At 71.6% G+C, this 11,896-nt stretch carries 9 protein-coding genes; 5 read left to right on the top strand and 4 right to left on the bottom strand.

Annotated features, from left to right (window positions below; genetic code table 11):
* Positions 1-8 precede the first annotated feature (8 nt).
* A complete protein-coding gene (locus I8N67_RS39510; protein ID WP_200309131.1) occupies positions 9-2,678 on the top strand; it encodes a tetratricopeptide repeat protein in 2,670 nt (889 codons plus the stop codon).
* Between the two features lie 31 nt (positions 2,679-2,709).
* On the opposite strand, the gene I8N67_RS39505 is transcribed toward I8N67_RS39510, so the two are convergent.
* Positions 2,710-4,128 carry an FG-GAP-like repeat-containing protein gene (locus I8N67_RS39505; RefSeq protein ID WP_307835506.1) on the bottom strand — a complete coding sequence of 473 codons (1,419 nt, stop codon included), beginning with the start codon at positions 4,126-4,128 and terminating at the stop codon, positions 2,710-2,712.
* A 217-nt stretch (positions 4,129-4,345) separates the two neighbouring features.
* Here I8N67_RS39505 and I8N67_RS39500 point away from each other — a divergent pair, with 217 nt between their 5' ends.
* Positions 4,346-5,461, top strand: a complete 1,116-nt coding sequence (locus tag I8N67_RS39500) for an ADP-ribosylglycohydrolase family protein (RefSeq protein WP_200309128.1) — start codon at positions 4,346-4,348, stop codon at positions 5,459-5,461.
* 129 nt (positions 5,462-5,590) lie between these two features.
* On the top strand, positions 5,591-6,037 hold the full coding sequence (locus tag I8N67_RS39495) for a GNAT family N-acetyltransferase (protein ID WP_200309129.1): 447 nt from the start codon (positions 5,591-5,593) through the stop codon (positions 6,035-6,037).
* A 6-nt stretch (positions 6,038-6,043) separates the two neighbouring features.
* Here the strand turns inward: I8N67_RS39495 and I8N67_RS39490 are convergent, their stop codons facing one another.
* The 3 genes from I8N67_RS39490 to I8N67_RS39480 all read right to left on the bottom strand — a co-directional run bounded on the left by I8N67_RS39490 (position 6,044) and on the right by I8N67_RS39480 (position 9,493).
* On the bottom strand, positions 6,044-6,568 hold the full coding sequence (locus tag I8N67_RS39490) for a hypothetical protein (protein WP_200309127.1): 525 nt from the start codon (positions 6,566-6,568) through the stop codon (positions 6,044-6,046).
* A 341-nt stretch (positions 6,569-6,909) separates the two neighbouring features.
* A complete protein-coding gene (locus tag I8N67_RS39485; RefSeq protein WP_200309126.1) occupies positions 6,910-8,490 on the bottom strand; it encodes a sodium:solute symporter family protein in 1,581 nt (526 codons plus the stop codon).
* Positions 8,491-8,704: 214 nt separating this feature from the next.
* Positions 8,705-9,493, bottom strand: a complete 789-nt coding sequence (locus I8N67_RS39480) for an SDR family oxidoreductase (protein ID WP_200309125.1) — start codon at positions 9,491-9,493, stop codon at positions 8,705-8,707.
* A 117-nt stretch (positions 9,494-9,610) separates the two neighbouring features.
* Between I8N67_RS39480 and I8N67_RS39475 the strand changes: the two genes are divergently transcribed.
* Entirely contained in the window at positions 9,611-10,471 is an 861-nt protein-coding gene (locus I8N67_RS39475; RefSeq protein ID WP_200309124.1) for a hypothetical protein, read from the top strand.
* Positions 10,472-10,843: 372 nt separating this feature from the next.
* Positions 10,844-11,896, top strand: a 1,053-nt coding sequence (locus I8N67_RS39470; RefSeq protein ID WP_200309123.1) for an Hsp70 family protein, incomplete at its 3' end; no start/stop codon positions are given.

Here is an 11,896-nt window from a genome sequence, read left to right as displayed (position 1 = left end):
GGGTACGTATGGCACGGGCGCAGCAGTCGCCGATTCCGACGATGCAGGAGCTGATCCTGCGGCGTACGCGCCAGGGCTTCGTCGGCCGGAACGCCGAACGGGCCGCCTTCCGGGCCAACTTCGACCTCCCAGTCGAGGACGAACGCCGCCGCTTCCTCTTCCATGTGCACGGCAACGCGGGCATCGGGAAGACGTTCCTCGTACGGGAGCTGGAGCAGATCGCCCGGGAGCGCGGCGCCCTCACCGCGTACGTCGACGACGGCGTGGGCAGCGTGCCGGAGGCCATGGCGGTGATCGCGGACCGGTTCGCCCGGGAGGGGCGGCGGTTCAAGGAGCTGGAACGGCTGCTGGCCGCGCACCGGGAGCGGCGGTACGAGGCGGAGCCGGCCGCCGTGGCCCTTCCCGAGGGGGAGGGGGACGCGGGGGCTCCCGGGGGCGCCGCCGAGCCCTCGGCGGCGAGCATGGCCGCCGCCCGGGCGACCCTCGTCGCGCTCGGGCTCGTCCCCGTCGTCGGGCCCTTCGCGGGGGCCGTCGACCCGGCCCAACTCGCCCGCCAGGGCGACCGGTTGCGGGGCGCGGGCACCGGCTTCCGCGCACGCGGCCAGGACGACGCCCAGCTGCTCCTCGCGCCCGAACTCGTCCTTACCCCCGTGCTGTTGGAGGAGCTGGCCCGCGCGGCAACCGAAGTGCCCTGGCTGGTCCTGCTCTTCGACACCTACGAGCGGACCGGCGCCTTCCTCGACCCCTGGCTGCACGCCCTCGTCACCGGCGACCGGTACGGCCCCATCCCCGGCAACGTCGTCCTCGTCACCGCCGGGCAGCGCCCCTGCGACGCCGCCCGCTGGGGCGGCCTCACCGACTTCGTCCTCGACCTGCCCCTCCAGCCCTTCACGGAGGTCGAGTCACGGGGACTCCTCGCCACCAAGGGTGTGCTCGCCGAGCCGGTGGTCGGCGAAGTCCTGCGGCTCACCGGCGGTTTGCCCGTCCTGGTCTCGACCCTCGCCGAGGCCCGCCCCGCCGACCTCGACGACCTCGCCGACGCGGGCGACCCCAGCGCCACGGCCGTGGAACGCTTCCTCAAGTGGGAACAGGACCCCGTACGACGCGCCGCGGCCCTGACCTGCGCCCTACCCCGATGGCTGGACGCCGACGTGTTCCGCGCGGCCGTGACTTCCGGACCGGATGCGGCCGGCGGACCGGATACGGCGGGCGGACCGGATACGGCGGGCGGACCGGATACGGCGGGCGGACCGGATACGGCCGGCGGACCGGATATGGCCGGTGGCTCGGGCGAGGACGCCGAGGGCCTGCTCTCCTGGCTGCGGGCCCTGCCCTTCGTGACCGACCGCGGGGACCGGGTGGTCTACCACGACGTCGTACGGACGCCGATGGTGCGGTTGCAGCGGATGCGGTCACCACGGGTGTGGAGCGAACGGCACCGGCGGCTGGCGGAGACGTTCGCGGGGTGGCGGACGGAGACCGAAGCCGGCTTGGAGGAAGGGGAGTTGTGGGCCGGCGAGCGGTGGCGCGAGCTGCGGCTCGCCGAGACGTATCACCGGCTCTGTGCCGGGGAACGTGGGGCGTTGGCCGGAGCGCTGCGGGATGTCGTGGACGCGTGCGGGGAGGGTGTCGTCGTGGCCCGGCGGTGGGCCGAGGCGCTGGCGCAGGCGGGGCGGGACGCCGGTGACGAGGGCGCGGGCGGCTGGGGCGGGGACCTGCTGGCCGCGCTGGAGCGGGGCGGCGTTCACGACGCGCTGGGCGTGCTGCTGCTCCGGGCCGGCTTCGACGCCCGGCGGGAGGCGTTCGCGCGGGCCCTGCGGGGGCGGGCGCTGCACCGGGACGGGGCGTACGAGCGGGCGGTGGCCGAGTACGACCGGGCTGTCGACCTCGACCCCCGACTGGCCACGGCCTGGCAGGGCAGGGCGGTCGCGCGGGCGCGTACCGGGGACTACGCCGCCGCCGTCGCCGACCTCGACCGGGCCGACGCGCTCGCCCCCGACGATGCCACCACCCTCGTCCTGCGCGGTGACTACCACCGCCTCCTCGGCGACCCCGACGCGGCCGTCGCCGACCTCGACCGGGCGGTCGCCCTCGACCCCGTACGCCGCTCGACCTGGGCCTCCCGAGGTGCCGCCCGGCACGCCCAGGGCCGCCTGGACGAGGCCCTGGCGGACCTGGACCGAGCCCTGGAACTGGACGGGGAGTACGCCTGGGCCCTGGTGCGCCGGGCGCGCGTACGACGCTCGCGGGGCGAGCACGAACGCCAGCTCACCGATCTGCACCACGCCGTTGCCCTCGTCCCGGACACGCCCTGGGTGCTGTGCGAGCGCGGGGACGCGCTGCGGGTCGCCGGCCGGGACGAGGAGGCTCTCGCCGACTACGACCGGGCGATCGAGCGGGACCCGCTGTACGCGTCGGCGTACGCGAGCCGCGGTGTCTCCCGCCTCAAGCTGGGCCGGCACGCCGAAGCCCTCACCGACCTCGACGCGGCCGTGGCCCTGCTCCCGCGGTACGCCTGGGCGCTGCGCCACCGCGCCGCGCTCCATCTCGAACTCGGCGACGCGGCAAGGGCGTTGGCCGACGCCGAGCAGGCCCTCGCGCTGCGGCCGGGCGACCCGCTGGTCGCGGACGTACACGACCGGGCCACGGAGGCGGCGGCCCACCCGGACCGTACGTAGGCCCCCTCGTTCGCGAAGCTACTTCGCGAAGCTACTTCGCGAACCCGAGTCCGAACAGCGCCCCCTTCTCCGGTGCCTTGAGCGTGGCCGGCCCGAAGGAGGTGATGTTGGTGGTGACCAGGCCGTTCTTCGAGCCGCGGAAGAGCCAGACCGCGCCGGAGTCCTGGTACGTGCCGTCCTCCGTGGGCGCGCTGACAGCGAGGTCGGCGCGGTTGTTGTCGTTGATGTCGAGGAGGGAGACGGACTCGCCGTAGTGGTCGCCGGTCTCGGAGGCGCCGGGGACGCCGGGGTCCGACTGGTCGAAGGCCTGGGCGCCGGTGCCGGTGAGCCCCAAGGCGCCGCCCTTCAGCAGGACGACGGAGCCGGCGTCCCGTACGGAGCCGATGTCCTCGCCGGGGACGCCGACCGCGATGTCGGGGTAGCCGTCACCGGTCACGTCACCGGCGGCCACCGAGTAGCCGAACTGGTCGCCGGACCGGTCGTTGCTGGGGTTCTCGGCCTCGGAGACCCCGGGGACGCCCTTGGTGTCCTGGGTGATCCTCGCCGTACGGGTGGACGGGCCGTTCGCGGAACCGTAGACGACGCGGACGTTGCCGGCCTCGCTGCCCCGCACCTCGGAGATGTGGCCGACGTCGCGGGCGACGTAGTCCCCGTAGCCGTCCTGGTTCACGTCGGCGACGACACCGCCGAGGGTGAAGTGGCCGGTGGTCCTGGCGGCCTGGCTGACACCGGTCGCCGTGCCCATGCGCCACTGCGCCTGGTACGACTTCTCCTCGAAGCCGCCCGTGGTGATGAGGTCGTCCCTGCCGTCGCCGTTCATGTCGCCGACGGTGAGGTCCCAGATCTCGTCCTCCTCGTCGATCTCGACGGAGGAGGTCCGCGCGGGGGCGCCGGCGCGGGTGAACGGGCCGAGGAGGACGCGGAGGCCGCCGTCGCCGGTGGTGACGAGGTCGCCCTCGCCGTCGCCGTCGAAGTCGCCGTCGACGGCCCGGTTGACCCGGCCGGGGAACGCGGTCGCGGAGGTCAGGCCGCTGGGGGAGCCCCAGAGGATCACGTCGCCGTCGTTGGCGGCGCCGACGGCGAGGTCGGTGTAGCCGTCCCCGTCGAGGTCGCGCGCGGCCGTGCTCCGGCCGAAGAAGGTGCCCCCCTTGGCGGTCTCCGGCAGCCAGGAGGTCGTACGGGAGACGGTCTGGGGGTGCGCGGTGTCGGCGCCCGCGGCGGAGCCGTACACGACGGAGACGTAGCCGGCGCTCTCGGCGCCCGAGACGGTGGCGCGGGGCGCGCCGCTCACGAGGTCGGCGAAACCGTCGCCGTCGAAGTCGGCGATCGGCGCGTCCCCGGCGGCCTTCGGGGCCGCGACGGCCGGCGTCGCGGAGACGAGCGGAGCGGCCAGCAGTGCGGAAGCGGCGACGGCGGCGACGGCCGCGCAGCTCATGACACGAAGGGGCACGGGTTCTCCAGGAGTTGGACTCGGGTACGGCGACTGTTCACATCTGATCGTTTGACGATCGGATAGGTGAAACGGTTGTGGTCGACGGGACTGATCGTGCTTGCCGAGTGCCCTGAACGGACCGTTCCCATTCGATTACAGTGCTGGACTGTCGAGCCGTACGGGCGTACGGATGTATTTACGTACTGACGTACGGGTTGGGCATGAGGAGGCCGGGGTGGGCGCGACAGCCGGTGCCGTCTGGGGGCGGGCAGAGCAGCAGGACTTCCGCAGCCGGGTGCGCGGGACGTTGCTGGGCGGGGCCGTCGGCGACGCGCTGGGCGCGCCGGTCGACGAACTCCCCCTGGCGCAGATCGGCGAGTCGTACGGCCCGGACCGGCTGACCGACCTGGTGCCCGCGTACGGCAGACGCGGCGCCATCACCGGCCTCACCCAGCTCACCCTCTTCACCGTCGACGGCCTCGTCCGCGCGCAGGTCCGCCGAGACACCGGCGTCTGGCACCCGCCGACGGACCTGCACCGGGCGTATCTGCGCTGGGGGGCCACCCAGCGCGACTGGGGCCCCGACGAACGCCGCAAGGACGACGGCTGGCTCGCCCGCGAGGAGTGGCTCTACGCCCGCCGCGACCCCTCCCGCGTCTGCCTCCTCGGCTTCGCCGACGGGACCATGGGCACCCTCGACGCGCCCAAGAACCCCGGCGAGGCCGGCGCCGAGGCCGCCGCCCGCTCCGCCCCCTTCGGCCTCCTCGTCGGCTGGGAGCCCCAACTCGTCTTCCAGCTCGCCGTCGAGTGCGCGGCCCAGACCCACGGTCACCCCACCGCCTACCTCGCGGCCGGCTCGTACGCCGTCATCGTCCATGCCCTCGCCCGTGGTGAGAACCTCGACGCCGCCGTCCAGAAGGCCCTGGTCCTGCTGGCCGCCCGCCCCGGCAACCAGCCCGTCGCGGACGCCCTCCAACAGGCCCTCACCGCCGTCCGCCAGGGCACACCGACCCCCGCCGTGGTCGAGACCCTGGCCGGCGCCGGCACGGCCGACGGGCTGCTCGCCGTCGCCGTCTACTGCACCCTCGTCAGCGAGGACGTACGCCAGGGCCTCTGCCTCGCCGTCAACCACGGCGGCCCCTCGGCGGCGGCGGGCGCCCTCACCGGCGGCCTCCTGGGCGCCCTCCACGGCGAAACGGCCCTTCCCCCCGCCTGGCTCGCCGAACTGGAAGGCCGCCCCACCATCCTCGTCCTCGCGGACGACTTCGCCCTGGAAATGACCCAGGGCCCGGCCCTCCACGGCCCGGGCGGGGCGGTGCCGGGGTGGCTGGGGCGGTATCCGCGGGGCTGAGGGAACGGGGGCGGAAGGGCCGAGGAAGAAGCCGAGGAAGAAGCCGGGGAAGGAGCCGGGGAAGAAGCCGGGGAAGAAGCCGGGCGGCGCCGCGATAGCGTGCCGATCATGGCGGATGTGGTTGCTGTGATGGCGGACTGGACCCTACGACCGGCGTCGGCGGCGGACGTCGAGCCCGTGGCCGAGCTGCGCGCGATCGTGATGCGCCCCGACCTCGAACGCCTCGGCCGCTACGACGAACACCGCGTCCGCCAGCGCTTCCGCGACGGCTTCGTCCCGGCCCACACCTGGATCATCGAGGTGCGCGGCGACCTCGCCGGCTGCGTGGCCCTCCGCCCCGCCCCCGACGCCCACTGGCTGGAACACTTCTACCTCGCCGCCCACCTCCACGGCACCGGCATAGGCACCGCCGTACTCCACACCCTCCTCACCCGCTGCGACCACGACGCCACCCTCGTCCGCCTGAACGTCCTGCGGGGGAGCCCGGCCCGGCGGCTCTACGAGCGGCTCGGGTTCAGGATGGAGAGCGAGGACCCGGTGGATGTGTTCATGGTGCGCGAGCCGCGGTTCGGGTGACGCGTCTCAGTCCTCGATCAGCGGATCGTACGGCTCCCCCTCCGAGGTGAGGACGAGGACGAAGTCCTTGCCGGGGCCGACGGCCACCTCGTGGAGGCGGGCCAAGGCAGCGGCCTCGGAGGGGAGTTCGAGGGAGAGGGCCGCGGCGGCGCGGTCTCGGGTGGCCACCAGGTCCGGCATGTCCTCCAGGTACTCGGCGGCCGCCTCCCGCCTCTCCTGCGCTGTGAAGGTGCGGCAGTCGCGCCACCAAGGGGCGACCAGGAGGAGACGGAGGAGTTCGGGCAGGCCGATCGCTATGAGGGCGGCGCTTCCTTCGGAGTCGGCGTAGAGGACGGGGCGTTCCTCGCCGCCCTCGCCGCAGAAGAAGAACGTGCCTCCGGCGCCGTCGCCCGCGAAGCCCTCCAGCGCGGCGCCCGACGCGAGGTGGACCTCCTCGCCGTGGTCGCCCCGGTCCAGGTCGAAGTCGCCCGGCCAGGCGAGGAACCGAGCGGCCTCGTCCTGCTCGCGGATGGCGCCGATCAGCGATCGCATGCGCGGCACCCTAGCCGTACGTACGGACAGGGGCGGTCGTTGCCTCCGCCCGCACCCTAGCTGTACGTACGGACGGAGGTCGGTAGCTGGTCGACGGAGGTCGGTAGCTGCCGTCCTGTCCGTACGTACGGACAGAGGTCGGCCCCTGCCCGCGCCCAGGTCCATCGGAGAGCCGGCGCCGACGTCGGGGCGGTCCTCACCCTTCCGGTCACCGTCCCCCGGCAGGACCGGGGCGCCGCCCTCGGCTACGACGCCACCGGCGTCCGGCGGGCCTGGGACCCCGACCTCCACCACTCCCCGTCACCCACGGCCACCCACGGCCACCACCTCACCCCCGACCATCACCGGGGAGGAAACACCGCGTCCTTCCCCTGCTCCGGCACCGCGGCCACAGCCCCGGCCCCTCCCCGGCCCTGACCGTCGCCGTCCCCGTCGGTGTTGATCATCTCGATGATCGCGAGCCGCTCGGGCGTGTCCTCCGGCTTGATGAAGCCGATGACGATGTAGAGGACCAGGGAGACGGCCAGCGGGATGGACACCTGGTACTGGAGCGGCACGCCGCCCTCGACGTTCCAGTGGATCGGGTAGTTGACCAGCCAGAAGGCGAACAGTCCGCACGCCCAGCTGGTGAGCGCGGCCGTCGGTCCGGACCGTCGGAACGGTCGCAGCAGACCCAACATCATCGGAATGGCCATCGGACCCATCAGACCGGCGACCCACCTGATGACGACGGTGATGATGTCCTTGAAGGCGGGGGAGTTGACCTGGGTGGCCGCCGCCATCGACAGGCCGAGGAACACCACGGTCGTGATCCGCGCGACCCGCAGGCCCTGACCCTCGTTCCACGTCCGCGCCCGGCGCCACACCACCGGCGCGCAGTCCCGCGTGAAGACGGCGGCGATGGCGTTCGCGTCGGACGAGCACATGGCCATCGTGTGGGAGAAGAAGCCGACGATGACCAGGCCCAACAGCCCGTGCGGGAGCAGCTGTTCGGTCATCAGGGCGTACGCGTCGGAGCCGTCGCCCTTCTCCGAGGTCACCAGCAGCGGCGACATCCACATGGGGAAGAAGAGGACCAGCGGCCAGACCAGCCAGAGGATCGCCGAGAGGCGGGCGGAACGCTCGGCCTCGCGCGGGGTCGCCGTGGCCATGTAGCGCTGGGCCTGGTTGAGCATGCCGCCGTTGTACTCGAAGAGCTTGATGAAGAGGAAGGCGAGCAGGAAGACCGTGCCGTACGGGCCCACCAGCGGCTCGCCGTGGCCCTTCAGCTCCGGGCGGTCCCAGACGCCGAAGAAGCCGCCGTAGTCGCCGAGTTCGGCGAACACGGCCACGAACATCGCGATACCGGCCAGGAGTTGGATCACGAACTGGCCCAGCTCCGTGAGCGCGTCCGCCCACAGCCCGCCGATCGTGCAGTAGACGGCCGTGATCGAGCCGGTGATGAGGATGCCCTGGTTCAGTGATACGCCGGTGAAGACCGACAGCAGCGTCGCGATCGCCGCCCACTTCGCGCCGACGTCGACGATCTTCAGCAGCATCCCGGACCAGGCCAGCGCCTGCTGGGTGCCCAGGTTGTAGCGGTTCTTGAGGTATTCGAGGGGAGACGCCACATGCAGCCGTGAGCGCAGGCGGTTGATGCGCGGCGCGAACAGCTTGGAGCCGATGGCGATGCCGAGGGCGATGGGGAAGGACCACGTCACGAACGACGTGACGCCCCACGTGTACGCGATACCGGCGTATCCGGTGAACATCACCGCGCTGTAGCCCGACATGTGGTGCGAGATGCCGGACAGCCACCAGGGCATCTTGCCGCCGGCGGTGAAGTAGTCGCTGACGTTGTCCACACGCTTGTGCGACCAGACGCCGATCGCGACCATCACACCGAAGTAGCCGATGAGCACGGCCCAGTCGAGACTGTTCATGGGCCCCCTTCCAGGGTCCGCCGCCAGGTTCTGCCATGGATCGGAGATCGATCAGACATGGGTCAGGCATGTGAACTCTGAGTTCGGTGGCATGCCCACGGCAAGCAAGCGGAAGGTCAAGAGGGGGTAAAAAAGTTCCGAGCGGTGACCTCGGTTTATGTATATGAACGGTGAGTGGCTGAAAAAGATCAGCCCCACCCGTCGGCGGGCCAGGTCAGCGCATCAACTCCCCGGCGTTGACCAGCAGCGACTGGCCGGTGATCGCCCGTGCGCGGTCCGAGGCCAGGAAAACCACCGCATCCGCGACATCCTTGTCCGTGGCCAGCTCCGGCAGTGCCATCCGCCCGGTGAGCCGCGCCAGCACCTCCGCCTCGGACACACCCTCGCCGTGCGCCGCGAACCGGACATACGCCTCCACCGGCGGCCCCCACATCCAGCCAGGCAGCACGGTGTTGACCCGTATCCGGTGCGGGCCGAGCTCCCTCGCCAGCGAGTACATCGCGCTCGTCAGCGCCCCCTTGGACGCCGCGTACGCCGCCTGCCGCACCTGTGAGGGCGCGGCCACCGACGACTGCGTCCCGATGATGACGACCGACCCGCCGCCCGCCGCCTTCAGCGCGGGCAGACAGGCCCGTGTCATCCGCAGCGTGCCCAGCAGGTTCACGTCGAGGACCGCCTGCCAGGTGGTGAAGTCGGCGTCCTCCAGCCCCCCGAAGTAGCTGTCCCGGGCCGCCACATGCACCACCGCGTCCACACCCCCGAACCGCTCCCGCGCGAGCGCCGCCAGCGCCCCGCACTGCGCCTCGTCGGTGATGTCGGTCGCCCGGTACGCCGTGTGCGCGCCGTCCGGGTCCACGTCCGCCGCGGCCTTGGCGAGGTTCGCCTCCGTGCGCGCCCCGAGTACCGCGTTCCCGCCGTCCCGTACGACGGCCGCGGCGACCCGCTGCCCGAGCCCGGCGCCGACCCCCGACACGACGACCGTCCTGCCTGCGAGCAGTGACATCGGGCCCTCCTGAGGTGTGGCGGTTTATCTGACGGAGCGTCAGAGTATGGGCGGCCGACGGCGGAAAGAAGGGCAGGCACACTCCCAATCTGATGCGCCGTCAGCTACACCGGACCCATGACAGACGACGCGACGCACGCCGCAGCCGAAACCCGAAGCGACATGTATGCGGAACTGGCCGCCGTCGGTCCCTACGGAGCCGACCTCGGGCACGCCCTCATCACCATGGTCGAGCCGCACCTCGGCCGGGAACGTGAGTACAACCGTTGGTACGAAGACGACCACTACATCGCCGGCGCGATGGCGATGCCCTGGATGTACGCCGGCCGCCGGTGGGTCGCCACCCGTGAACTGCAACTACTGCGCTACCCCGAGAAGTCCGCCGTCGCGCGGCCCGTCACGGCCGGATGCTATCTGTCCACCTACTGGATCACCGCGGGCCGCTACGCCGACCACATGCGGTGGACCGTCGGTATCAACAAGCGCCTCAACCGCGACCATCGGGTCTTTCAGGACCGCACGCACGTTTTCACGGCCTTCCAGGATCGCGTGGCGACCGTCTACCGCGACGGCGACCACGGCCCGCGTGACATTCACGCGCTCGATCACCCCTACGCCGGGCTCGTCGTCCAGGTGATCGATGCCGACTCCCCGGGCGCGCGAGCGGAGCTGCTCGCGTGGCTGCGCGACGACCATCTGCCGAAGCGGCTGGAGGGCTCGCCCGCGGCCATGGTGGCCGTCTTCACGCCGACGCCGCTGCCCCTGGACCGGATGACCTACGTCAAGCAGGTCGAGGGGGTCGGGATCCGGCTGACGCTGCTGTGGTTCCTCCAGCACGATCCCCGCGACCGCTGGCGGGAGCACTTCGCGGACCTGGACACGGCGGTGGCGGCTTCGGGACTCGGCGAGGTGCGGTTCGTCGCACCGTTCATTCCCACGCTTCCCGGGACCGACCGTTACGTGGACGAGCTGCGGTGAGCCCTGGGCGACTGGCGCTACCGGAAAGTCGCGTCAGCGCATGCGCATGGTGTTCCTCCCCGGTCGATGCCGGGCCGACCTCCGTCGAGGCGGCCCGGGCCGTCACTCGCAGGCTCCGCCGTCACGGCCCGATACCGCCTTGCGGGCGGGCCTCACTCCGTCTGTACCCACTGAGCGGCAGATTCCCTTCCCGTGAACCGCCGACCCGACGGCAGGCCGGAGACCGCCTGCTCCGCATCGGCCCCCGGTTCGCGTAGGGACTCCAAAGAGGTGAAAACGGGTATTTCTTGACAACCTGAGGTGCGGACCTTATCCAGACTCTTAGCGAGTCACATCTGCTCCTGGTCTGGGACTGAGAAGGAGGAGAGGACCATGGCACGAGCAGTGGGAATCGACCTCGGCACGACGAACTCGGTGGTCAGCGTGCTGGAGGGCGGCGAGCCGACAGTCATCACCAACACGGAAGGGGCGCGGACCACCCCGTCGGTCGTCGCCTTCGCCAAGAACGGCGAGGTGCTGGTCGGTGAAGTGGCCAAGCGCCAGGCCGTCACCAACGTGGAGCGCACCGTGCGTTCCGTCAAGCGTTACGTGGGTGATGCGGGGTGGCGGTTCCCGGACTCGGGAAGCATCGACGGCAAGCGGTACACGGCGCAGGAGATATCCGCGCGGGTGCTGCAGAAGCTCAAGCGGGATGCGGAGGGGTATCTCGGTGAGGACGTCACGGATGCGGTGATCACGGTCCCGGCGTACTTCAACGACTCCCAGCGCACCGCGACCAAGGAGGCCGGGGAGATCGCCGGGCTCAAGGTCCTGCGGATCATCAACGAGCCCACCTCCGCCGCCCTGGCCTACGGCCTGGACAAGGAGAACGATCAGACAGTTCTCGTCTTCGACCTCGGTGGCGGCACCTTCGACGTGTCCCTCCTCGAGATCGGCGACGGTGTGGTCGAGGTCAAGGCCACCAACGGCGACACGCGTCTGGGCGGCGACGACTGGGACCAGCGGATCGTCGATCACCTGGTCAAGCAGTTCAAGAACAACTACGGCGTGGACCTGGCCAAGGACAAGATGGCCGTGCAGCGGCTGCGGGAGGCCGCCGAGCGGGCCAAGGTCGAGCTGTCGTCGTCGTCCGAGACGACGATCAACCTGCCGTACGTCACCGCGTCCGCCGAGGGGCCGCTGCACCTGGACGAGAAGCTCACCCGCGCACAGTTCCAGCAGCTCACCGCGGACCTGCTGGAGCGGTGCAAGGGCCCGTTCCACAACGCGATCAAGGACGCCGGGATCAAGGTGTCCGCCATCGACCACGTCATCCTGGTCGGCGGCTCGACGAGGATGCCGGCGGTGACGGATCTGGTGCGGGAGCTGACCGGCAAGGACCCGCACAAGGGCGTGAACCCGGACGAGGTCGTGGCCGTCGGGGCA

Source organism: Streptomyces adelaidensis, from assembly GCF_016598475.1.
Lineage (GTDB): Bacteria > Actinomycetota > Actinomycetes > Streptomycetales > Streptomycetaceae > Streptomyces > Streptomyces adelaidensis.
The sequence above is the reverse complement of the archived record's forward strand: the minus strand, read 5'-3'. Positions and strand labels throughout refer to the sequence as shown.

What these genes read in the sequence shown, in the direction of transcription:
- I8N67_RS39510 (WP_200309131.1), top strand. Translation starts at nt 9, where the DNA reads ATGGCACGGGCGCAGCAGTCGCCGATTCCGACGATGCAGGAGCTGATC.
- I8N67_RS39495 (WP_200309129.1), top strand. Translation starts at nt 5,591, where the DNA reads ATGGCGGACTGGACCCTACGACCGGCGTCGGCGGCGGACGTCGAGCCC.
- I8N67_RS39490 (WP_200309127.1), bottom strand. Translation starts at nt 6,568, where the DNA reads ATGCGATCGCTGATCGGCGCCATCCGCGAGCAGGACGAGGCCGCTCGG.
- I8N67_RS39485 (WP_200309126.1), bottom strand. Translation starts at nt 8,490, where the DNA reads ATGAACAGTCTCGACTGGGCCGTGCTCATCGGCTACTTCGGTGTGATG.
- I8N67_RS39480 (WP_200309125.1), bottom strand. Translation starts at nt 9,493, where the DNA reads ATGTCACTGCTCGCAGGCAGGACGGTCGTCGTGTCGGGGGTCGGCGCC.
- I8N67_RS39475 (WP_200309124.1), top strand. Translation starts at nt 9,611, where the DNA reads ATGACAGACGACGCGACGCACGCCGCAGCCGAAACCCGAAGCGACATG.